This window comes from Alteromonas sp. 009811495 (assembly GCF_028865455.1).
Classification (GTDB): domain Bacteria; phylum Pseudomonadota; class Gammaproteobacteria; order Enterobacterales; family Alteromonadaceae; genus Alteromonas.
In genome coordinates this window covers 3,637,711-3,660,387 of the sequence record NZ_CP113972.1, presented here as the reverse complement: position 1 = coordinate 3,660,387, position 22,677 = coordinate 3,637,711, and the positions used below count along the sequence as shown (strand labels likewise).

Here is a 22,677-nt window from a genome sequence, read left to right as displayed (position 1 = left end):
CAATTTTTCCTCAGGAAGAGTGGAAGTAGACTCGATATGTAGTGATGAGAGGAGTGTGCGTAGTGAAATTATTCGATAATTCGCAACAATTTGGTGATGTTAAAGCGCTTGAACATAAACGTGTTGGTACGTCTTACGGCGATAATGCCGAAAACGTTATTGATGCTGCTCACCACTTTACTGACACCTTCGCAGGCGAAGAAAAGCCGCTACTGGTGGAAGCGCGCACAACGCTCGAAACTGAAACACTGTGGAAGCGACGTCTTAAAATGTTGCTGGATGCGGAAAATAATCTTATTAAAGTTATACGCTTACGTAAAATTACTGGTATATTTACTGTAGCAAGTATGGCTATGTTTTTATTTTCCCTGTATGTGGCGCCAACAATGTCACCAGCACTTTTCTACGGTTTATTCGCGTTATCAGTGTTTGGCTTTGTGACTTATCCTGCTTGGTTAGTAGCAAGTAAAAGCAATAAGAAACAAAGGGATGCGATTTCTAGAATGTTCTATATGAGCAACCACGAAGTTGATATGTCTGATGGCAAGATCACGTTAATTAACAGGGCGAACTATGCGAATGTAACGCATATAAACGTACTGGAACGTGAACTTGGACAATTGGCAAACTCATAGACCTCACTATACAACACAGTTTTTTGTACTATTTTGGGTTGCAGCGCTTTTATTAGGGCTGCTCCTGCTTGCGCCCATTGATGCTCTTGGGCAACTTTTCTCTTCTGTCACCATTCTTATTGTCATTTCGCTTTGCAGTAAAGAGGCGAATCACGCACAGAAACACCAACACTTTTTTCGTACACTAGCACTAGTCTTAGCGGTTGCGTTGAGTATCCGTTATTTGCTGTGGCGCGGCATTTATACGCTCAAATATTCCGATGTATTGTCGTTGATTGCGGTTTGGTTGCTGTTTGCGGCAGAAATCTACGCGGGGATCACCTCGATACTAGGCGCAATCGTGAACGCCTTCCCGCTCAGTCGCCCCTTGTTGACCTTAGAAGGAATGGATAAAGCGACATTGCCTACGGTAGATGTCATGATCCCAAGTTACAATGAAGATGAAGACATTCTGGAAGTGACAATTCGGGCTGCAAAAATGCTCGATTATCCTAAAGACAAGTTGTTTATTCACTTGCTAGATGATGGTGGTACCGATCAGAAAATCAACGCTAATAATCCCATAGCAGCGCAAACGGCCAAGCAGCGACGTACGGACTTGCAGGCACTTTGTAAACGCTTAGAGATTACCTATCACACTCGGGCAAAAAATGAGTTTGCTAAAGCCGGTAACGTAAATAGCGCAATTAAAAACACCCAAGGTGAATTGATTGTTATTTTAGATGCTGATCATGTCCCCACGTCTGACTTTTTGGATAGGACCGTGCCATGGATGCTGAAGAACGAGAAAGTGTTCTTAGTGCAAACTCCTCACTTTATGGCAAACCCTGACCCGGTTGAACGAAACTACTTTTCTGCGTTTACTCGAATGCCTTCAGAAAACGACATGTTCTATGGCACCATCCAAAAAGGGCTCGATTACTGGGGAAGTTCTTTTTTCTGTGGTTCTGCTGCACTTATGCGTCGCGCCCACTTAGATCTAGTGGGGGGGATATCCGGAGAATCAATTACCGAAGATGCAGAAACAGCGTTAGATTTGCATAAAATGGGCTATGAGTCCGTTTATGTAGACAGACCAATGGTAAGTGGTTTAGCACCTGAAACCTTCGACGCATTTATTCAGCAGCGTATGCGCTGGGCGCAAGGTATGACCCAGATCCTGCTGCTTAAAAAGCCCTATAAAGCGCAAGGGTTAAAGTGGTATCAGCGAGTAGGCTACATGAGTTCAATCATGTTTTGGCTTTTTCCTTTTGCACGCATCATTTTTCTGCTCATGCCATTGGCTTACTTGGTGTTTGATTTACAGGTTTATCACGCCTCTATGCTCGAAATTCTCGCGTTTACCGTGCCGCATGTTATTGCCACTTACACTATCTCAACGATGTTGTTTGGGCGAACGCGCTGGCCTCTGGTGTCAGAACTGTATGAAATTTTGCAGTGTGCATTTACGTTAAATGCGTTGGTTAAAGTGTTTCTCAAACCAAGAGCGCCTTCTTTTGTGGTTACACCAAAAGGAGAGAGCCTTGACCATACCTTTGTTTCACCACTCTCTAATGTGTTTTATTGGCTAATACTGATTATTACTTTTGCCTTATTTGCAGGTGTATACAAGTTTATTACCGAGCCACTTACCCGCGAGCTGACAGTAGTAGTAATGCTATGGAATAGCTTTAATTTGCTGTTGTTGCTCTCAGTAATGAGTGTACTTCTAGAGCGCAAACAAGTGCGTGCTCAAGCGCGCTTGCCTGCTACCAATAGCGTTGTCATTAAAACGGGAAGCGATGAAGCGTGGGTTGGCGATCTTATTGACTTATCGTTAGGTGGTGCCCGATTGCGCTTGAAAGGCGAAGGTGCGCTTGTACCCAAGCAAGCTATATTTACATCATGGAGTCATGCGCAAAATAAGAATGTACATATTCCAATTGACGTTTTGCACTATGACAATGAATCAAAAATTTTGCGTGTACGGTTTGCGCCTGAAACCGATACGCAAATAAACGAGGTGGTATCATTTGCGCTTTGCGATAGCTTGCGCTGGATGTCATTTCAACGCAGGCGAACTCGAGCGATATCGTATTGGTACGGTGTAAAGCATGTGCTTAAGGTAGGCATAAAGCCTGTCTTTCTTCACGTGCTTGTTTTAATGGGAAAAGTTGCCGGAAGAATTGGACTTTATATCAAACCGGCAAAGGAAAAATAATGATAAAAAAATACCTTACATTATGTGCGTGTTTATTGATGTCTTTCTCGCTTTGTGCGCAAACGGAAACATTTCGATTAACCGATTTCTTTGGTGGTGACAGTACGCTCCGTATGCAGGGAAAATCGGATAGTGTCGATATTGCTATCCCGCTAAGTGCCGTTACCGATATCGACAATGCGTTACTTCGACTTGAAGTCGTCAGCTCGCAAGCATTAATTAAAAAGCGCTCTCAACTTTATGTTCGCTTCAATAATGCCACCATTGGTCAAATTGCCTTTGATCCAGATCGCCCCTCGCTGGTGTCTGAAATGACGATCCCCAAAACCCTGTGGCGCCCTGGTTTTAATACCCTTACGTTCGCTGTTAGTCAGCATTATGCAGAACAATGTGTAAACGGTAACGCACCTGAGTTGTGGAGTGAGATTAATATCTACAACTCTACGCTTAAACTGACGACATCGATAAATGAAAGCGAATTCACGCTTGATGAACTGAGTGGCTTTTTCAACCCAGGTATAGGTGGCCAGCGTGCAGTCTCGCTTTACACGGCAAAAGCGCCTTCTCTTGAAATACAACAAACAACGTTACCGCTTGTGGCCCAAGCGTTAGCATTGCGCAATCAATATCAACCTTGTCAGTGTCTCACAATGTGTTTGACGCAAGCTATGTGTTACCTGAAATTGACAATACGCAAGGCGACTATTGGCAACAAGACAACGTGCAACGTTTTGAACACAGTGCATGGTATCTAACGTCACAACCAAAGCAGCCAGTGCATGTGTTAGTGGGGACTGCCGCCGAACTCGCTGCTGTATTGACAGATGAACTCACTAATGAGATTGATGGTGCATTTTTACGTGCACAGCGCACCCCCGCGGTCATTGCCTACGATAAGGTTATCGTGCCCGCGAGTTATCGACTTATTGTCAGTGGAACGACTGAGGAAGAAGTTCACCAAGCCGCAAAGGCCTTAGCGGTAATGGATGATGCATTAAATCCAATTAGCCAAGTGACCGTACTTTCGCAATCAGAGATGGACGCCGGTAAAGTTCAGCGTCACAGAATATTGGCGCCTGGTCAGCACTATACGTTTGAAGATTTTGGCATATCGACTGCGCAGTTTAGAAACGAAAATGACTTTAATAAGCGCGTGTCATTTAGGTTGCCGGCTGATTTCTATGTGCCCGAAAATGCCAGTGTGAAGCTATTATTGGATTTTGCCTATGGCGCTGGCTTTGGCCCTGGTTCAATTATGAACGTGAGCGTGAATGACGAACTGGTACACGGTCTTTCGTTAACCAACACGAACGGACAATCTTATCGAGATTATCAGCTGTCGATACCTGCGCGTTATTTTAAAGGTGGTACAAACAATATTGATTTTGATATTACCTCTCGCGCTCCGCTTGCTGGTGTACCCTGTGATGATATTCCAGGATCACATTTGGTGTTTCAACTAGATAATTCTTCGGGTATTGATTTGCCTTCGGCAGGTCATGTGGCAGTTCAGCCCGACCTGGCGTTACTTTCTGAGGCTGCTTATCCTTTTGCACGGTTTAAATCAGCACCTATCGCAACCATTAATGCGCCAAGTGAAGCATTTCTAGACAGTGCGTTAACCTTGGCGGCTAAACTTGCTCAGGTAGCGCGAGCGCCACTGTTGAACTTACAAATTAAAATAGGAAATAATTTGGATACAGAGGGTTCGCTTATTGTATTGGGAACACCCCAAACCCTTACGCAAGTTGAACAATCGGAATTTAATACTGCAATTGAAGCCAGCAAGCGTTGGTCTTACCGCCTGCAAAACAACTTGTACAATCATGTACGTACGTTAAGTGAAGACTTGTCTTTTAAAGAGATGCGAGTTGATGGCCATACCGTACAAGAAAGTGACTTAGGGCAGCAGGCGATTTTAACGGTTCAACAGCATCCTACTGCGACCCAGCGAGAGACACTATTTATTGTCGCGGCACAAACACCTGAAATACTGCATCAGCGTATTCAAGACCTGGTGAGCTTGTCGATGTGGGGCCAATTAGCAGGTGATTTCTTTGCATGGAAAGATAATTTATCACCCGCACTAGTAATGCAGGTTAGTGACAAATTTGAAGTGGGTGAAGCCGATGATAGCTGGTTGCATCTGCGTTTGTGGTTGTCGAATAATCCATGGTATTGGCTGATAGGTTTTATCGCTCTTGTCCTAATTGTAAGCTTCGTTATGTATACGTTGCTTAAGCGCAGAAACAAACAAGTGCAAGACGCATGGTAAAGCGTATATTTCACGGGTTAGTAGTGGCGTTAGTTGTGCTACTAACCTCGTGTTCTACACAACAAGACCTGACTTTCGTAAAGTACTTTGCGGCATATAAAGCGCTGTTTATTGATGACGGGCGCGTTCTAGATACGGGTAATGGCAATGTGTCGCACAGTGAAGGGCAAGGCTACGCCATGCTGTTTGCTGTAGGTGCTAATGATAAAGATACCTTTGATGCGCTATGGCAGTGGTCGCAGCGTGTGTTGCAGCGAGAAGATAAACTTTTTAGTTGGCGCTATCGACCCTGTCCAACTCATGATCGCGCGTGTATTGACGACATTAACAACGCATCTGATGGCGAAATTTTAATTGCTTGGGCATTACTTCGCGCTGCTGATAAATGGGGCGACGAAGGTTATGCTTCTGCGGCAACAGCTATCATTGATAAAGTCGAATCAACGCTTATCAAAGATACTGAGCAGCTAACACTGCTACTTCCTGGTGAAGTCGGTTTTGAAGATGATACCAGCGTACAAGTTAACTTGTCGTACTGGATATTTCCTGCTCTAAAGGACATTGCACAGCACGCTAATCAACCCGAAAAGTGGGATCAGCTTTATACGAGTGGCTTGGCACTGCTTGCAAAATCGCAATTTTCTCAATATGGACTTCCCAGTGATTGGGTCAGGGTCGAAAACAGCATTGGCAACCGCATTGGCAACCGCGTAGACAACAATCACCGTGAAGAAGTGAGGCTGTCATTAGATAAGGTCATTTCTGCTGAATATGGCTTCAATGCCGTACGTATACCGCTGCATTTAGCGTGGAGTGGTTCAAGCACTATTGAGCAGCATGCCACATTGTTTGAACCATTTAATGCGTGGTGGGAGCAGCCAAAAACACCGGCTACCGTGAATTTACTTACAGAAAAAGTAGCAGATTATGAGATGACGCTGGGGATGCGTGCTGTAGAAACTGCTGTATCTCACCTAACACAAGGTACAGAGGTAGATTGGCCTGAAATAAATCGCACCACAGACTATTACTCAGCAAGTTTAACGTTGCTGTCTATGTTGGCTGTTATGGATAATCCGTCGTGAGTAATTTGAACAATGTTTTGTATCTTAGTGTAGCGACTGCGTTACTAATGAGTGTTGATGTATTGGCGCAGACCAGTACAACGTATCAAGAAAAAGAGCTCAATATTGCGCCTTTAGCGTCTCAGCAACCAGATACAACAGGGTTGTGGTATCACATCAATGAAAAACAAATACGTCTTGCAAATGAAGAGTTTTATCGACTAAAAGCGGAATATCCTCGTTGGGAAATACCCGATGAAGTAATAACTGCTTTGGAGCGCATTAATGGAAAAACTAACCAAAACGCGCAGTCTGCTCCCTCACAGGTAGAAAAGCCTGCGCAAGAAAGTCAGCCAAAGCCTGAAGCACCGCTAGAAGCATTCGCTGCGCTAACGCCAAAAGCACGGGCGGCAGCGAGCACGACAAAAGTGAAACAGCTTGCAACGCTCAGTAATGCGATGAATCGCACTGATTTTTATCTGTTGATAGGGTGGACCGCGCTTGATAAAAACATGCTTGATGTCGCGCAACAGCAATTTGAGCAGGCGAAAGGCATTGCGACGCTCGATAGCCAAAAGCAGTCGGTAGAGCAAGGACTAAATGGCGTTAAAGGCGTTAAAGTACAGCAAGCATTGTCGTTAAATGACTTTGAAAAACTGCGGCAGTATCTCAATAACGATAGCGGCGGTTACGTGGCGCAACTGCTACAAGGAAAAGCATGGAACTATTACGATGCCCAGCAGTTCGAGTTGGCGGCCATGCTTTTCGCGCTAATAGGCGATAACGAAGGCCAGTACGTTACCTTCGTTGCGAGCAACAAAGTAGACGAGGCTTTTTCACTAGCGTGTAGTATTAATTCAGAAACTTTCTTACGTCGATGTGCCGATGCTCTGGCTGAACGACAAGTTCGTTTCTATGAAGCGCAAGCGTATAGCAAAAGCATTGATGCCGCGTTGCAGTTAGAAAAAATCAGAGTATTAACACTTGAAGAGCGCGCGCTGCTTGGTTGGGCATCAAAAGAACGCGGCGATGTAGCCGCTGCAACAAGCGCGTTTGAAGAAGTGCTTTCTAACACTCCTCAAAATGAAGTTATCGCCAATGAACTGGTAACCTTAAATCGTGACGATAGCGCTACCCTTGGGCGTTTAGCGTTAAAATATCCTCAAATAAAAAGGCAGCTTCAACAACAAACGGTACAAAACGCCTGGCCCAGAAAACAATTTTTGTACGCGTATTTGAATGAAGACGAACGCGTAACTACCGCCCAAACTAAAGATGCTTATACCGCACTATATGGCGTAAATGTGCGCCAGCGCAGCGGACAAGATGGTTTGGGGAATTTTGATGTAGTTAGTCAGTACGTAGGCATAGGCAGTGCCTATGATAAGTGGTTGTGGCAAGTCACCTTCGACTATAAGCAATTTTACAGTGGAACACCGTCACAAGGAGATTGGTTCGCAGGTGGCCAGTTAGACGATGCAGTGTCTGCACCTTTTGAAGGCATATCTGGCTTTGAAGATACAGGTGTTCGCGGTGAAGTGCTGTATCAAGCTGACGCATTTAATTTTTACGCTAACCTAGAGTACGGCATGTTTTCACAACCTGTTGATGCCGAGGTAACCGGGCAGCTTTCGGCTACCGGCTTTTTTACCGATACGACGGTGGCGGCAACGCTGTTCAGGCAAGCAAAAGAAGATAGCTTATTAAGTCAAACAGGTACGTTTAATAGTAATCATCAACAGCCATGGGGATATGTTATAGAAGAGGGCGCTCGGCTATTGGCTGCTTACGTTGTTGCGCCTAAGTGGTCAGCGGCGACTACTGCTCAGTTAAGTACGCTTAAAGGTGATCGGGTTGACGATAATAACGCGTTCTCACTGCGCTTTGATATTAGCTACGATGTGGCAGAGGATGTTTCCTCCTACTTAGACTACTGGCGCGTGGGTCCGTTCTTGAGTTACAACAGCTATGATAAGAATTTAAGTGGGTTTACTTATGGTAATGGCGGCTATTTTAGTCCGGATTATTTCGTTAGCGTGGGTGGCTATTCAGAACTACTCACATTGGAAACCCTAAATTGGCAGTTAAAGTTGCGCAGTGCGTTAGCGCTTTCTAGAGTAAAGCAGCAAAATGAACTGCGCTTTCCTCTAAGTGACTTTTTTGATGATCCTGACGATGCATTAGCAAGACTAGACTACGATCGCAGCACAGGGTTAAGCGGTAATATTATGGCTGAAGGGCAATACCGAATAACCGACAAATGGATAGTAGCGGGTTACATAGGCAAAGCATTTGCTGTGGAGTATCAGGCTTTTGAAGCTGGCATTCAGATAAGATGGCGACAGGGCAAGGGCACAGGTGTTACCAGCGACGAATTAATCTTGTCATCACCGCGGCGCAGCGGCTTTGCACTGTAGCGGTATACTGCGATACAAACAAAAAACGCGGAGTCGTTTTTAATCAACTCCGCGTTTTATAGTAATTTGCTTCACGCTTATTGCTTTTTTCTTCTCGTATACATAAAGCACGCAGCACCAAATAGTAACGCAATAGACGCTGGCTCACTGACGTTAATTGCACCAAAGCGATAGTTATTGATTTGGCCTGTTGGCGCAAGGTAAGGTTCGCCTTTGTCGTTGTACAAGGTCACCTCTGGCGTAACCAAGCTACTTGCAATAACGCTACCGTCTACATGGCCGTTATAAAAGCTCAATTCAGCATAGGGGGCCAATACACTACCTTTAACACCAACCGAGTGTAAGGCCAAGCTGTCAGCATCTACAAAGTTAAAGAGAATGTTGTTGGTGTATAGGCCATCGTGACGTTGGTCAATGTTATTGTCATTGTCTCGATACTGACCATTCTCACGAAAATACTCATTTTCTGTAGTGAATGCAGTATTGAAGAAACCAGTATTGAACAGTTCTACTTCTTTGCCGTACACATTAATAATGTTGTAGCTTGTGGTTGAGAAATCAAAAACAATGCCTTTATCACCCGCGCTAAACCAATCCGTATCAATTGAATACACGTTAACGTCGTCGGTGCCAGAAAAAACGATCGTATCAATGGTGTCAGTAGCACTGTCAGAACACGCATTAGCACCGCATTTAAGTGTTGTTGTGCCATTCACGTTCATATTTGCAAACGCGTTCGACTGAGCGGTTACTTCATCTTGCAACGACTGAAAGTCAATATTGTCGACGGTTACGCGATTTGCCGGATCTTTCGTCGCGCCGCGCCCAGCGTTGCCACTGACCACTGAGACATCATTGCCGTAAATAACTTCACCATCGCCAAGTCCAGCATAAGTAATGCTAACAGAACCTTCGGCATGGATATCGCCTTGATTAATACCTGCACTGTTTAACGATGCATCTCCTTTACTAAAAATACCGCCTGACTCGATGTTGCCGTAAGTAACAGAGGTTGATCCGCCACTATTTAGTGCACCATCAAAAGACACATTTTCAGCAGTAATCATGCCTGATACAGTGACTTGACCACCGTGAACTTGACCGTGGGTGTATGTGAGATCGCCCCCTACATAAAGTGAACTGGAAGACAGATCCGGCGTTAATAGCAAACCCACATCGAAGTGCTCGACCGTGAGGTCACCACCTACCGCTAGCTTTCCTTCGACATCAGAACGCTCACCTTCGAAATCATTAAAAATGAGGGCGTTGTATTTGAATGCGTCACTGAGTTCGATAGGCGAAGCGTCGACGCACTGAGTGAATAGTGCAGTTGCGATGGCCAGCTGTACAGCAGCGGCCTGATTATTGGCTAGTTTTATTCTCATTTATTGGCTCCAGTGACTAAACAGCCTGGAACCGATTTTCAACATGGATTTCCAGACTCACCGAATACTACGATCTGAACAAAATTCATTCGATAGCACAAGAGATACTTTGGTATAAGTCCATATACGAAAAAAGCCGCCCGAAGGCGGCTTTTTATTGATTATAAAAGCGTTTTAGCTCTTTTTAACCAATACAGATACTTTCTCGATACCTGCAATTTTAACCTGGTTCATTACTTCTACTACTGTACCGTGCTCGCTGTCTTCGTGAGCCTGGATAGCAGCTGAATCAGTGTTGTTCTCTGCAAGGTATGTTTGCGTGTTTGCTACAACACGACGAATATCAACTTCACGACCACCCATCATGATAGTGCCATCAGCATCAATACGAATAGAAAGCGCTTTTGAAGGCTTGTCATTTTTCGCTTGATTATCTTCAGGACGGTTTACATCTAAACCTTTCTCTTTCACGAACGACGTCGTTACGATGAAGAAAATCAACATGATGAACACGATGTCCAACATGGGGGTCATATCAATCTGAGCCTCGTCTTCAGCCGAGGTATGCTTCTTTCTTTTCATCTCGTCTTCTTTCTTCTGTTACGTTCGAGCGCTTTAGTATACTGCTTGTTACAAAAATATACAGACTTTTGTATAAAAACAGTGTGCTCATTAACACTTGTTGCTGGAAAAATACTCAGTTTCACAGTAAAAAAACAACAAACTAGGTCTGTTTATGTGAAATGGCGACACCTAATTGGTAAAAATACAACATCAATGCCTGATTGAGTGATGTACGCAAGTTACCATGAGGATAAATGCCAAGTCTAGCTTCCGTTGATTTTTTTGTGCCTTGCACTAAAAACGCGTTTTTGATTTCGTGATCCTGAATACACGCTTCAAACGCACGGGCAGCCATCTCCTGAGGCATAGCATAATAATACATTTTTAACGCGCGATCAGCCTCTACGGATCGCACAAAGTACTCATTGGGCCTCTTTTGATCATTTAGGAACAACAACGAGAAGCAATCGCTCAATTTTTGATTCAATGGATGTGAGTGCATGGGGGCATTATCTAGCCATGCTTGTGTGGCAAACGACCCAGGTGCAACACCATCAAACATACGCGGAGCAATATAGTGGTCAAATGCGTGAAACCACTCATGGGCAAGGGCGCCGGCGCCTGCATTTTTCGCAAGTGCAAGTTGTCGTTTGGTGCTGTTGTAGTGTGCACTTGAATGCTTTTGACCACCGCTACCAAATGCCAAAGATAATGAGCCATTAAGCGATAGCACTTGTTCGTTAACATTCAAGATCGCCACGAGATCGTACAATGCGTCAAAAAACAAATTCGCCGCGATCTGTTGCTCTTCTGCGGTAACCCAGCGACCCACTGTGATCGTTGCAAAGTTAAAAAGCTTTCTTATGTCCTGAAACGAAACATCAGCACCATCGCGATGGCTTGGACCATTGCGATAGAATTGTTGATGGATTCGACCTTTAGATTCCATGTTCACAAAGCAGGTGATAGCTGTGGCGTCTTACGCCATCTCGCCAAGTAATTGCTCACACCATGCTTCTATGCGCGCTTCACTTTTATCGTATTGGTTTTCGTCATCAAGCGATAACCCAACAAATTGTGATTTATCATCGGTAAGGGCTTTAGAAGCAGTAAACTCATAGCCTTCATTAGGCCAGAAACCGATGATTTTACATCCTGATGGAGCTATGGCGTCGTGCAGCATGCCGAGTGCATCTTGAAACCACTCACCGTAGCCAAGTTGATCGCCAAGACCAAACAAGGCAACGGTTTTACCTTGCAAATCAAGCTGATGAGCTTCGTCCCAATGAGATTCCCAGTCTTCCTGAAGTTCCCCGAAATCCCAAGTAGAAATGCCAAAAATGACAATGTCGTATTCTGCTACGCGTGACAAGCTAACGTCTTTGATATTGTGTAGCACCACAATATCATCATCAAAGAGACTATTGAGCTGCGCTTGGATCTTTTCCGCCGCCATTTCTGTGTAACAGGTTGTTGAACCGTAAAACAATCCGATGGACAGGGCGCTATCACTCATTAGATACCTCTTTTGAACTAATCATTTTCAATTGGCGGGAATTCTACCTCTTTACCGTTGGACAACAAAGCCTTGCATTCTACTTGTGTGCTTTTGTGTGAAATTTTTAATACACCAAGTGCAGAACCGTTGAAAAGTTCCCCGTATCCCATACTGGGGTGGCGGGGCTTAACTGACATATTTCGTCGCTTGGTGAAAAGGTTTAACGGAGATTTAGTGCGATATAAAATGCGATTCAAGCGATCTAACCATTTTATTAGCCCATCGGGGAAAGCGTTCTTTAAGCCACTACAGGTAAATTGTGTGATGTGCGGGCTATTGCGTCTAAAGCGTAGGCGAACATCGTAAACAAACGAGTAATGCACGTCACCAGACAATATGATGAATTCAGGGGGAGTTTTATAGTGCCTAAAAATGTTGAGTATGACATTGGCCGTACCTTTGTGTGCCATCCAGTTCTCGGCATCTACCGTTAGCGCTTTGCCAAAAAAAGTGAATACTTTTTGAATCGCCTCTATGACTTTTACGCCGTAAATGGGAGCTGCTGATACGACAATTACGGCTTCTTTACCTATGATAGAGTGTTGAAAGTCACAGAGGGCTTCCCAGTCCATAAGTCCAGAAGGCTTATTCATACTAGACTCTGACCGCCAGCGTTGTGTTCTTGTATCTAAAACTTCGATCGGCGGGGTGGTGTCTAACCGGTAGTGCCATTCGTCGAATTCGAGTAACTCGTCAATGAAATCATCGTGCTTTTCAATGCCGTTACCTCGCATTTTTTCCATTGCGCTTTTAATTAGCGGCGATACTTTTTCTGGTGCATTACCCCAACCCTGGCATAGCAAATAGCCAATTAATGCGTTACCAATCATTCGCTTAGAAAGTGGGTTTCCATAAACCTCTTGCTCCCAGCCCCGCGTTAGGTTCCAGTCGTCGGTAACATCATGATCGTCAAAAATCATATAGGTAGGGATATGGGCCAGCGCACGCCTTACTTTAGGTAAAGCGTTGACGAACCCTTCAATGGCATGCTTTTCTTTATCAAATGAGGCGCCATATTTTTCGCCTACATGTTCCGAATCTATAGTGATATTAGGCCAAAGCGCATCAGACCAGACCAGCAAGTACATTGCGATAATTTCAGCACTGCCAATAAGGTGGTTTTGCGCATTAACCGATGTGAAAACAGGTTTTTTCTTAGCTCCGAAAAATAGCGACGACAGCGCGGTATTGGTGGCAATCTGCGGAAGAAGTTGTTCGCGTTCATAGAATCCGTGTGGATGCGTTGCGAGTTCATCTGTGTTGCTTACCACCGCTCCCTCAAGAGACTCATGAAACAGACCAAGTTGTTCAATAGTGTGGTGAATCGCTTTAAGCATGGGACCGGCAACATCATCTGCATATATTTGATCGCCAGTCATTAGCAATAAATCTGGGCAGAGAGTTTGCTTTGAAAATGCCGTTTCGTGCAATACATCGACTTGAGTAAGGGCGTCATCACCGTGAAAATGCGGTTTTCTGCACGAGCCGTGAAGAATGGTTTGGGGAGTTTGTGTGTAATGAAAGCTCAGCACAGTTTGATTGTTGTAAAGTAATGCTTCTTGTTCGTTGTTCCATCGTGCCTGCTCTGATGAATCGTTAAATTGTAAGGCATAGCCTATACGCTTACGATCCTCAAAGTGGGTGTTGCTTTTAAAATGCAGCAAATGAATATACGCGTGCTTACCAACTTGAATACTTTCGACTTGTGCTTGCCCGTTTATTGTCGTTTTATCGTGGGTTAAGGACAAATTTGGTGCGTCTGCGATAGAAGTACACACCCATATGTAGCATGAGTTTTCTGTTACTTTTCGTACAATAGGCCCTGCAATGACAAGTGGAAGTTGCTGCGTAGAAATGACTAAACCCTCTAAGTACACATTTACAAACCTTTACCTTACTCTTTTTTGTCTATAAACGGTATGCTGGATATACTCCCTTACAATTTAGAAGCAGAATGTTTCAAAAAGGAATCTTTTAGCATGTTAAGAAACTCGATGTTTACTGCTTGTGTGGTGTTGGCAATCTCTGCCTGCAGTGAACCTAAGGACGTTGTTATTGCTCCTCAAAAGACCGATCTTACTGAGGTCTCAGTGGGTCAATGGATCAAAGACAGTAGTGGAAAGGTCATGTTTGATCCTCAAACATCCGGTTTGGTGGAAGTAGGCGGGCAACTTATCACTATTGCTGATGCCAGTGCTGATGTTACACAGCAGTTGAAGTTACATACGATTGACCCTGCTAGCGCTACGCTTACGCATTCAAGTGCCACATTTTCATTTTCTAATGCGGTCAGACGCAGTTGCTTCTACACGTACTTAAGCTCACAACCCGATTTAGAAGCGTTAGCCGTAGATCCTCGCGACCCCAAGATTATTTATACCGTAACAGAAGACGCTACGCGCACAGGTGCTTTAAGCCCGCGCTGTGAATCTAAGTACGAGGCTACTGGCTCAACAGATTATCCAACACTTTTGGTTAAACTAACGCAAAAAGACAACGGCAGCGTTGAAATGAGCGATGTACGCCCGCTTCAGTTTCCTATTGAGTTTGAGGTAGGTAACTTCCCCAATGATGGCATTGAGGGGTTAACCATGGATAGCGACGGTACGCTTTATATTGGCCTAGAAAAAGATAAAGCGGGTCAACCTAGAATCTTTACACTTAATATTGGCGATGACTTTTGGTCTTCAAGCGATTTTGCCAGTGTGTCAGATCCCCAGTTACGCCTTCCCGTTTTTACTTCGGGAAATCATCCTATAAACGGACTTGCGCTTCACACCACACAAAGCGGTGACGTATTTTTGCTCGCGGCTGCACGCAATGATAATGAACTTTGGGTAATTGACAGTACAAAACAAAAAGCCACAAAGCGGATCCCCATAACGTTTAAAGTTAATGGCGGCGAAGCGTGCGGTGAGTATCTCATGGATAATGCGTCAATGGAGGGGCTTGTTGTGGTTGATTCAACGCTATGGATAATTAACGATCCATGGGAAAAAAACTACATGAAAAACGCTATCTGCGAAGCCGATACCCCTCGGTACGAAGATCTCGCACCTTTGTTATTCCCGCTTACATTAAAAGCAAGTTGGTTTGAGTAGTTTTACCTATTAGTCGGATAAAAAAAAGGGTTGTTAGTACAACCCTTTTTTAATTTGTGAAGAACAGCTTTAAGCAAGCACTTGAGTTGAGTAATGTGATTAAGCGTCGCTTCTTAAACGAGATGCAAATGTCTTCTTAAATTTTGCCAGTTTAGGCGCAACAACCATTGAGCAATATTGGTTCTGAGGATTGTTTTTAAAATAGCTCTGGTGGTATTCCTCGGCTGGGTAATAATTATTGATTGCGACAATTTCGGTTACTACCGGATCTGGCCAAATGGCATCTTCAGTAATTTCTGCAACAATTTTTTCAGCTTCTGCTTTTTGCGCTTCATCGTGGTAAAAGATAGCACTGCGATACTGTGTACCCACATCGTTACCCTGTCGATTTAGCTGTGTAGGGTTATGTAATGCGAAGAAGATTTCCAGTATTTCGCGGTACGAAATAATATCGGCATCAAAATTTATTTGTACCACTTCTGCATGGCCGGTATCACCTTTGCAGACCTCTTCATAGGTTGGATCTGCTTTTTCTCCGCCAGCGTACCCAGATATTGCTTTATCAACACCTTCTACTGTGTTGAAAGCCGACTCAATACACCAAAAGCAGCCGCCTGCGAGCGTTGCAACTTGCTTGTTAGCCATAATAAAACCTCAATAAAAATCAACTTGCACTAGTGTGGGTGCGAGAGCCTTACAACTCAAGTCATCCAAGCCTGTTTTTTTAGCGTATAAACGAATAATTAATTATAAAAAATCAACCCTGCGAGTTTACATGCAGGGGAATCGGCATCCCAAGTAGCATGGTCGTCAGGCCAACTAAGTGAAACGTGAATAACAATAGCTCAACAACGTGTTTTGTAAGAGCGCTAAGTGTAAATAATTCAAAGGTGGTTTCGTGATTATTTTCTACGACAGCTATTGCCCATTATGTATGGCAGAAATGAGGCATCTGAAAAAGCGAGATAAGCACAATCGACTTACACTGGTTGACATTCAGGCTCCTGATTTTGCTTCTCGTTACCCTTCGCTTGATTGGCAAGCACTAAACGCGCGCATACACGGGATGACCGACGATGGTATTGTAATAACAGGCCTAGATGTCACCCATCTGGCTTGGAAAGCGGTGGGAATGGGCTGGCTATATGCTCCGCTTCGCTGGCCCGGTATACGCATTATCGCAGACGGCGTATACAACATTTTCGCAAAGCATCGCTACACGATTTCATACTGGCTAACAGGTAAAAAACGAACCTGCGATCGCTGTGTTCCCGGAGAGAGTAATGACAACTAAAACACTTATAGTCGGTGCTTCTGGTGGAATTGCGTCGGCACTTATTCATCAATGTGCTTCGCGAGGTGACGATGTCATAGCGGTGACTCGTGGCAGTGTCTCTACCGATGGTAGTGCTTTAAAAATAACGTATGTTCAATTAGCCGAACAAGACGATAAACACATTGCATCGTTTATTGAACAGCTTAGAGAAGACGATGTCGTGTTAAATACGGTGATAATAACCACTGGTTTTCTTCACGATGAGAATAAAAACATACACCCTGAAAAACGCTTAGAAGATGTGCGTGAAGACGCACTTGAAACATACTTCGCGGTAAATACCATCATTCCTTCGCTATGGATAAAGCACTTGGTCAACGTTATGGATAAAAACGATGCAACCTTAGTCTGTTTAAGTGCGCGGGTGGGAAGTATTTCCGATAACGGGTTGGGAGGCTGGTATGGTTATCGCGCCTCAAAGGCGGCGCTTAATATGTTTGTTAAAACGGCGTCAGTTGAATATCAACGCAGGCTTAAACATGCGCTTCTCGTTTGCTATCACCCAGGCACAGTTGATACGTCGCTTTCTAAGCCTTTTCAAAAAAATGTGGCGGCGAAAAAGTTGTTCACACCTGACTTCACAGCCAAGCAACTCCTTTCACATTTGTCGTCACTTAATCGTGAGCAAACCTGTCATTTCATTGACTGGGATGGTCAAGTGGTAACCTGGTGATACGGTCAGACCAGATTTCTGTGTATTCAACATCAAGACTTTTTATTTCACTGCTGTTACCATGCTGTTTTTGGGAATGGTGCAGCGTATTGATACGCCTTAACCGGTTGCAATACAACGCGTTGACGCCACAAGTGAGTCACCACATATAACGCCATCCCGATAATAAATAACAATAACTCAACAAGAGGAAGGGATATGAGCGGGGCCAGAGAACAGTTCGGATCGCGCATAGGGTTTATTTTAGCTGCTGCAGGTTCTGCAGTGGGTATTGGTAATTTGGTTGGATTCCCCGTTGGCGCTGCCAAAAACGGCGGTGGTGCATTTTTATTAATGTACGCTATTTTCGTATTTGCCATTTGTTTGCCGGTCATGTTGGCTGAAATGTCAGTGGGCCGTCATGCCAAGAAAGACCCATTAGGCGCTTATAGTGCAATTAGTAACAACAGCCCTAAATGGAAGCTCGCCGGCTGGTTAGCCATTGCTACGCCATTTATGATCGCCGTGTTTTATATGGTTATCACGGTATGGATTTTCGGTTATTTATTTGAAGCGGTAAGCGGAAACTTAGACAAATTGGCAAACCCAGACACCTTTGGGTTATTTATTAATTCACCGTCGATATTCGCTTATATGGCCGTTGTGGTAGGGGTGGTATACCTTATTCTTCAAGGTGGCGTAAAAGAGGGTATTGAAAAGGCTGCAAAGCTACTGATGCCTGCGCTTTTTGTTATGCTTCTGGGTCTTGTGGTATTCGTATTGACTCGTGACAATGCCATGGCGGGTGTAGAGTTTTATATTATTCCAGACTTCTCAAAGCTTACTGCTTCAGTGATTAACGGTGCCTTATCTCAGGCCTTTTTCTCGTTATCGCTGGGTATGGGGATTTTGATCACCTACGGTAGTTACATTGACAAGCGAGCTGATGTACCAAACTCTGCAAAACTTGTCGCGTTAACCGATACTGCTGTAGCGTTTACCGCTGGCTTAATGATTTTGCCTGCTATCTTTTCATTTAATCCAGAAATTAATCCTGATGAATTGAGTGAATCATCAGTGGGCATGATATTTACGTACTTGCCTAGTATCTTCTTGGCTTTACAAGAGTCAATTGGTTATGCAGGTGCGTCGGTGGTTGCCAGCTTGTTCTTCTTGTTAGTGTTCTTCGCGGCAATTACCTCGTTAGTTTCAATTTTTGAAGTACCGGTAGCTGCACTGATGGACGAGAAAGGGGTAAGCCGAAAGTGGGCATTGGCTTCACTGGGAAGCATCATGATAGTACTAGCGATCCTCAGTGCATTGTCTTTTGGCAAGGTTGAGTTTTTGACTACTTTTATGCACTACGCGGGCGTAGATAAATCCCTTTTTGATGTGATCTTCGATGTGTTCTACGAAACGATTTTGCCACTTAACGGCTTACTCATTTGTATTTTCGTTATTCACCGCTGGAAGAGTGCTAATTTCAACAAGTCGTTGGAAGAAGGAAGCAATGGCTTCAAAGGTAGCTGGTTCGAAAAGTACGTGGATATCTCTTTGAAAACATTTATTCCACTTATTCTCCTGGTTATCTTCGTTAACACGGTAGCAGTGAAGTACTTCTCCTTTAGCTTCTTTGGCTAATGTTGTAGCACCTGACATACAATTGAAAAAAAGGCGACTCAGTGAGTCGCCTTTTTTATTGCATTTGAGAGGGCGTTTTCTTTAGAACATTGTATACGGGTTATTAAATGAAGGCGTAATACCCAGCGACGCCCAGCTAGCTGAAGCATCTATTACTTTGCCGCAAGCGGGAGAGTTAGTGTCGCTAAAGACAGGTTCCGGGATAGCGAATGCTGTAGTTGCTCTGGTGTAATACTCACCACGTTTAGGGTGATTAGCGCTACACAAATGATAAAGCCTTTTATCTGATGGCAATGTGATAATTTGAGTGAGAGCGGCGACTACATCGGTAACATGTACTAAGTTAACGCGTTTGTTGCCCATACTCACTGTACGCCCACTGAGTGATTTTGCAGGGTGACGGTCTGGCCCTACAAGACCCGCAAGACGAACACAAGTGAGCTTAGTCCTGCTGCTTAGTAAACCTACTTGCTCTGACAAATATTGCTCTATAGCCACATGTGCTTTCGCCGATGCCGTCTCAGGGGATAGTGGGGCAGTCTCGTCTAGTGTGTTATCAGTGCTGTCACCATAAACGGATGTTGTACTGATAAAAACGATATGTGCAACGTTTGATGCGATGGCATCGTCGATAAGTGCACACATCTTCTCAGTAAAGGCATCTAAGTCAGTGTTGCGTCTTCCTGGGGGAATATTAATGACGAACGTGGCATTTGATAAGTGAGTACAAAGTTCGGTTGTATCATCGCCTAACGCAAACTGAACAGCATTTATTCCTTGTTGAGAAAGCGCAGTGCGTTTTTCACTGCTTCTTGTTGTTCCTACAATAGGCATATGCTGTTTAAGCGCGTCACCAAGATAACCTGCGAGCCAGCCATATCCACTAATTACGAGTTTTTGCTGCATGTGTTTTCTTTATTGAAGTGTGTATGAAACTAAGATGATTACTTAGGATGTTAAAACAGGCAAGGGCTATGAAGACGAAACACTTAACCAGCGTGATAGGAATCGCTATTCTATACTAAAACGCCGAGCTCTAAGCTCGGCGCAGTATTCTTTTTCGGATTTTCAGGCAATTACATCTTCATTTCGCCATGGCTATCTAAATCAAGTAAATTGAGATCGTCTAGCCCTGAGATAGATGCCTGCATTTGGCTTTCTGCATAATCTGCTTTTTTAAGCACTTCACACAGTGCGTTGCCTTTTTCTTCCAACGCCGCAGCTTGAGACTCCAGTCTGAACTCAAGGTCTTCGCCCCACGTCTCCATTCTTTGTTCAAACTCATCCATGTCACCACCTTCCCATAGCATTTGCGTACCAAGTGCAATCAAAATTCTGCCCATTGATTCGCTGATAAGTGATTCAAGTTCTGCCTCAAATTCTTGCTCCCAACTTTCGTCAAACCAGCCTGGCTCGTCAAATTTTGTTGAGTCTACACGGATGTTACCAGCATCATCATAAAACGAGGCTGAAAGCTTTGCTTCCAAATTAGTGAACAAGGTTTGAAAATCATCATCAAGTTCGTTATCGCCACCAAGCAGTTCAGAAAACACTTCTGTCACAGCAACATTCGCAATTTCCAAACCTTCACTTGCAATCGTTAAGGTCATTGGAATGGCCATATCGATGTTGTCATAGTACTCGGCAACCCATTTTTGTTGGTCGCTATTAAGCGCTACATCACGGCCATTTACCGTTAGGTTGTGAAATTTGTCGATAGTCATGACTGAACCGTTATCCATCTTGACGGTAAGATCGCCTTGGTAATACTGAATGTGTCCATCTAATTCGATATCACAACTATTGTTTTGGAAGCTTGTATTATGTGCCAATGCTTGGCCGCCAAATAAAGCACTTGCTACTGCAGCTGAAAGTAATAGTTTTTTCGACATTGTTATTTCCTTAATCAATAGTGACGAAGCAATTGGCATACACGTGTAGTTAGCTCGCATGCGTGCATGGTCATACGTAATTGTTTCAATAGTTGGGAAAGGTATTGCAATGCCCTTGCCAAAAAGATTTTTGTATAAAATACAATACTTTATCTATTTTTGAGTTGCGAGTAAGACAAGCATTAATTAATTTTTTAGTGAAATGATCTATAAAGTAGTAATTTTGACCAAGATCAAAGGTTAGCGAAAGTCATCTTATTGTAGGTAATTAAACCGAGGTTAAGCATGTTCAAAACATTTTAATTGGTGCATAATACCGCCAATTATTTTAAGGGGTTACCACAATGGCTGATTGGATTAATGCAATTATGTTTGGTGTTGCGCTAATTGCCTTTACGCTTGGGCTAAGCAGCATCGTTATGGGCTTTATGACAGCGAAAGCTGGTGCTGAAGGCATGCAAGAAAAAATCGAGTATGGCTTCTTTGGTGTTACAGGCCTAGTGCTTTGCTTATTAATGGCATATGCAATTGCATAGTAGTACTTTTCAGAGTTAATTAAAAAAACCGGCTACACTAAGCCGGTTTTTTTGTGCCTTGCTGAAGGCTTAGTCAGCTTGCTGATGGGGCTGTGATTCTATGTTAGGTAGTGATTCGGTCTTAGATGGTGATTCTGACTTAGATGAGAGTACCGCCGATTCTCGCTGGGCCAATAACGACAAATGGCCGTCTCTTTGGTAAGCGCGTAAGTCGAATGGCGCAAGCATTGCCATAACGTGATCAAAAATATCAGCCTGAACCTTTTCGTATTTTACCCATGCTTTCTCAGCACTAAAGCAATAGATTTCCAGTGGAAGGCCTAATTCGTTAGGCGGTAGTTGGCGAACCATTAATGTCATTTCTTGATTAATGTTGGGGTGTTTGCGTAAATACGCTTCAAGATATGCCCTAAATGTACCAATATTGGTGAGTCGTCGGCTGTTGAGTAGGTCAGACTCATCAATGGAATAATCGTGATGATAAGCGCGTAACTCGTTTTTCTTCTTCTCTATATACTCATTGATATAACGAATACTTGAAAAACGCGCCAGCATGTCGTTATCACAAAGCTTTATAGAATGTACATCAATGTAAATAGCCCGCTTTATTCGACGTCCACCAGACTCTTGCATGCCGCGCCAGTTCTTAACTGCTTCTGTCGTTAAGCTGTATGTCGGCAGGGTAGATATTGTGTTGTCCCAATTTTGGACTTTTACATTGGTGAGACCAATTTCTAAAATCTCGCCATCTACCTCGTACTTAGGCATGGCAATCCAGTCACCGGTGTTAAACATGCGGTTGGCGGCAATTTGGATACCCGCGACAAAACCTAAGATAGTATCTCTAAAAATAAGTAGAAGTACTGCAGCAAGTGCGGTTAACCCCGATACAATGAGTAACGGGCTCCTGTCTACTATCAGTGAAATACTCAGTAAAATAGCCACAATCGCAAACGCCAGCTTAGTGACTTGAATAAAGCCCGTTATTGGAGCTCTTCTAGATAGGGCTGAGGCGTTATAAACATCCTCGACAGTACTTAATAGCGCATACAGAGCTAGCAGCCCACTATACAACATATATAGCTGTGCACTTTTAATCACCATGCCATGCATGACGGCTACATCTTCAATGAGCACTGGAGTGGCGATGTAGATAAATAATGCTGGGAAAAGATGCATTAAGCGTCTAAAGAAACCATGCTCTTGAAGTGCATTGTCCCAGCGGTTATTTGATTTATAGACCCAATTGGCAATTTGAGGGCGAATGAGAAGACGCGCAATTATGTAAATAAACGCCGAGATAATTAAAATGCCACTCAGCGCGAGTACATTGTAGAGCGGGTCCTCAGTTGTGAGGCTCGGAAAAATATCGTTAATTAAATGGATAAAGGTATCGCGTATCGAGCTGCTCACTTCCATCG

General features: G+C 43.9%; 20 protein-coding genes. 11 read left to right on the top strand and 9 right to left on the bottom strand.

The annotated features are described in order from the left end of the window. Positions 1-62 precede the first annotated feature (62 nt). The 6 genes from OZ660_RS16475 to OZ660_RS16450 are packed head-to-tail and all read left to right on the top strand — an operon-like array spanning position 63 to position 8,591. Entirely contained in the window at positions 63-635 is a 573-nt protein-coding gene (locus OZ660_RS16475; protein ID WP_274741672.1) for a hypothetical protein, read from the top strand. Next, positions 613-2,835 carry a UDP-forming cellulose synthase catalytic subunit gene (gene bcsA / locus OZ660_RS16470; protein WP_274741671.1) on the top strand — a complete coding sequence of 741 codons (2,223 nt, stop codon included), beginning with the start codon at positions 613-615 and terminating at the stop codon, positions 2,833-2,835. Before OZ660_RS16475 ends, bcsA begins: the two co-directional genes overlap by 23 nt. Further along, complete coding sequence (locus OZ660_RS16465; protein WP_274741670.1) at positions 2,835-3,590, top strand: cellulose biosynthesis cyclic di-GMP-binding regulatory protein BcsB; 756 nt, start codon at positions 2,835-2,837, stop codon at positions 3,588-3,590. The genes bcsA and OZ660_RS16465 overlap by 1 nt, the downstream gene beginning before the upstream one ends. Continuing rightward, the gene (locus tag OZ660_RS16460) at positions 3,506-5,110 is read left to right on the top strand and encodes a cellulose biosynthesis cyclic di-GMP-binding regulatory protein BcsB (protein WP_274741669.1); all 1,605 of its coding nucleotides are present in this window, start codon (positions 3,506-3,508) and stop codon (positions 5,108-5,110) included. The genes OZ660_RS16465 and OZ660_RS16460 overlap by 85 nt, the downstream gene beginning before the upstream one ends. Continuing rightward, on the top strand, positions 5,104-6,195 hold the full coding sequence (locus OZ660_RS16455; protein WP_274741668.1) for a glycosyl hydrolase family 8: 1,092 nt from the start codon (positions 5,104-5,106) through the stop codon (positions 6,193-6,195). The genes OZ660_RS16460 and OZ660_RS16455 overlap by 7 nt, the downstream gene beginning before the upstream one ends. Next, a complete protein-coding gene (locus OZ660_RS16450; RefSeq protein WP_274741667.1) occupies positions 6,192-8,591 on the top strand; it encodes a cellulose synthase subunit BcsC-related outer membrane protein in 2,400 nt (799 codons plus the stop codon). The genes OZ660_RS16455 and OZ660_RS16450 overlap by 4 nt, the downstream gene beginning before the upstream one ends. Before the next feature lie 77 nt (positions 8,592-8,668). Here OZ660_RS16450 and OZ660_RS16445 read toward each other — a convergent pair whose 3' ends face one another. From OZ660_RS16445 to OZ660_RS16425, 5 genes are all read right to left on the bottom strand, one after another. Next, positions 8,669-9,976, bottom strand: coding sequence for a choice-of-anchor A family protein (locus OZ660_RS16445; RefSeq protein WP_274741666.1), 1,308 nt, complete (start codon positions 9,974-9,976; stop codon positions 8,669-8,671). Between the two features lie 174 nt (positions 9,977-10,150). Further along, complete coding sequence (locus tag OZ660_RS16440; RefSeq protein WP_159627811.1) at positions 10,151-10,558, bottom strand: ExbD/TolR family protein; 408 nt, start codon at positions 10,556-10,558, stop codon at positions 10,151-10,153. A gap of 142 nt (positions 10,559-10,700) precedes the next feature. Then, a complete protein-coding gene (locus OZ660_RS16435) occupies positions 10,701-11,489 on the bottom strand; it encodes a CLCA_X family protein (protein WP_202262511.1) in 789 nt (262 codons plus the stop codon). Between the two features lie 30 nt (positions 11,490-11,519). Further along, on the bottom strand, positions 11,520-12,056 hold the full coding sequence (gene fldB, locus OZ660_RS16430) for a flavodoxin FldB (protein WP_202262510.1): 537 nt from the start codon (positions 12,054-12,056) through the stop codon (positions 11,520-11,522). Between the two features lie 17 nt (positions 12,057-12,073). Continuing rightward, positions 12,074-13,975 carry an alkaline phosphatase family protein gene (locus tag OZ660_RS16425; protein ID WP_274741665.1) on the bottom strand — a complete coding sequence of 634 codons (1,902 nt, stop codon included), beginning with the start codon at positions 13,973-13,975 and terminating at the stop codon, positions 12,074-12,076. Between the two features lie 102 nt (positions 13,976-14,077). Between OZ660_RS16425 and OZ660_RS16420 the strand changes: the two genes are divergently transcribed. After that, a complete protein-coding gene (locus tag OZ660_RS16420) occupies positions 14,078-15,199 on the top strand; it encodes a hypothetical protein (protein ID WP_202262509.1) in 1,122 nt (373 codons plus the stop codon). A 99-nt stretch (positions 15,200-15,298) separates the two neighbouring features. Here the strand turns inward: OZ660_RS16420 and msrA are convergent, their stop codons facing one another. Then, a complete protein-coding gene (msrA, locus tag OZ660_RS16415; RefSeq protein WP_202262508.1) occupies positions 15,299-15,844 on the bottom strand; it encodes a peptide-methionine (S)-S-oxide reductase MsrA in 546 nt (181 codons plus the stop codon). Positions 15,845-16,097: 253 nt separating this feature from the next. Here msrA and OZ660_RS16410 point away from each other — a divergent pair, with 253 nt between their 5' ends. The 3 genes from OZ660_RS16410 (at position 16,098) to OZ660_RS16400 (ending at position 18,828) form a co-directional block, all read left to right on the top strand. Continuing rightward, positions 16,098-16,493, top strand: coding sequence for a thiol-disulfide oxidoreductase DCC family protein (locus tag OZ660_RS16410; protein WP_202262507.1), 396 nt, complete (start codon positions 16,098-16,100; stop codon positions 16,491-16,493). After that, positions 16,483-17,208, top strand: a complete 726-nt coding sequence (locus tag OZ660_RS16405; RefSeq protein WP_274741664.1) for an SDR family NAD(P)-dependent oxidoreductase — start codon at positions 16,483-16,485, stop codon at positions 17,206-17,208. The genes OZ660_RS16410 and OZ660_RS16405 overlap by 11 nt, the downstream gene beginning before the upstream one ends. Before the next feature lie 198 nt (positions 17,209-17,406). Then, entirely contained in the window at positions 17,407-18,828 is a 1,422-nt protein-coding gene (locus OZ660_RS16400; RefSeq protein WP_274741663.1) for a sodium-dependent transporter, read from the top strand. 81 nt (positions 18,829-18,909) lie between these two features. On the opposite strand, the gene OZ660_RS16395 is transcribed toward OZ660_RS16400, so the two are convergent. Together OZ660_RS16395 and OZ660_RS16390 are read right to left on the bottom strand one after the other, a co-directional pair. Further along, positions 18,910-19,734 carry an NAD-dependent epimerase/dehydratase family protein gene (locus tag OZ660_RS16395; protein ID WP_274741662.1) on the bottom strand — a complete coding sequence of 275 codons (825 nt, stop codon included), beginning with the start codon at positions 19,732-19,734 and terminating at the stop codon, positions 18,910-18,912. Between the two features lie 170 nt (positions 19,735-19,904). Continuing rightward, the gene (locus OZ660_RS16390) at positions 19,905-20,720 is read right to left on the bottom strand and encodes a DUF2884 family protein (RefSeq protein WP_274741661.1); all 816 of its coding nucleotides are present in this window, start codon (positions 20,718-20,720) and stop codon (positions 19,905-19,907) included. Between the two features lie 344 nt (positions 20,721-21,064). Between OZ660_RS16390 and OZ660_RS16385 the strand changes: the two genes are divergently transcribed. Beyond that, on the top strand, positions 21,065-21,256 hold the full coding sequence (locus OZ660_RS16385) for a hypothetical protein (protein WP_159627831.1): 192 nt from the start codon (positions 21,065-21,067) through the stop codon (positions 21,254-21,256). A 69-nt stretch (positions 21,257-21,325) separates the two neighbouring features. On the opposite strand, the gene OZ660_RS16380 is transcribed toward OZ660_RS16385, so the two are convergent. Then, complete coding sequence (locus OZ660_RS16380) at positions 21,326-22,675, bottom strand: mechanosensitive ion channel family protein (protein WP_274741660.1); 1,350 nt, start codon at positions 22,673-22,675, stop codon at positions 21,326-21,328. Between the last annotated feature and the right edge of the window lie 2 nt (positions 22,676-22,677).

Bases quoted from the DNA above. Each gene is read 5' to 3' on its own strand.
- OZ660_RS16400 (WP_274741663.1), top strand. From the start codon at position 17,407: ATGAGCGGGGCCAGAGAACAGTTCGGATCGCGCATAGGGTTTATTTTA.
- OZ660_RS16405 (WP_274741664.1), top strand. From the start codon at position 16,483: ATGACAACTAAAACACTTATAGTCGGTGCTTCTGGTGGAATTGCGTCG.
- OZ660_RS16455 (WP_274741668.1), top strand. From the start codon at position 5,104: ATGGTAAAGCGTATATTTCACGGGTTAGTAGTGGCGTTAGTTGTGCTA.
- OZ660_RS16445 (WP_274741666.1), bottom strand. From the start codon at position 9,976: ATGAGAATAAAACTAGCCAATAATCAGGCCGCTGCTGTACAGCTGGCC.
- OZ660_RS16435 (WP_202262511.1), bottom strand. From the start codon at position 11,489: ATGGAATCTAAAGGTCGAATCCATCAACAATTCTATCGCAATGGTCCA.
- OZ660_RS16420 (WP_202262509.1), top strand. From the start codon at position 14,078: ATGTTAAGAAACTCGATGTTTACTGCTTGTGTGGTGTTGGCAATCTCT.
- OZ660_RS16465 (WP_274741670.1), top strand. From the start codon at position 2,835: ATGATAAAAAAATACCTTACATTATGTGCGTGTTTATTGATGTCTTTC.
- OZ660_RS16390 (WP_274741661.1), bottom strand. From the start codon at position 20,720: ATGTCGAAAAAACTATTACTTTCAGCTGCAGTAGCAAGTGCTTTATTT.
- OZ660_RS16395 (WP_274741662.1), bottom strand. From the start codon at position 19,734: ATGCAGCAAAAACTCGTAATTAGTGGATATGGCTGGCTCGCAGGTTAT.
- OZ660_RS16440 (WP_159627811.1), bottom strand. From the start codon at position 10,558: ATGAAAAGAAAGAAGCATACCTCGGCTGAAGACGAGGCTCAGATTGAT.
- OZ660_RS16385 (WP_159627831.1), top strand. From the start codon at position 21,065: ATGGCTGATTGGATTAATGCAATTATGTTTGGTGTTGCGCTAATTGCC.
- fldB (WP_202262510.1), bottom strand. From the start codon at position 12,056: ATGAGTGATAGCGCCCTGTCCATCGGATTGTTTTACGGTTCAACAACC.
- OZ660_RS16380 (WP_274741660.1), bottom strand. From the start codon at position 22,675: ATGGAAGTGAGCAGCTCGATACGCGATACCTTTATCCATTTAATTAAC.
- msrA (WP_202262508.1), bottom strand. From the start codon at position 15,844: ATGGCTAACAAGCAAGTTGCAACGCTCGCAGGCGGCTGCTTTTGGTGT.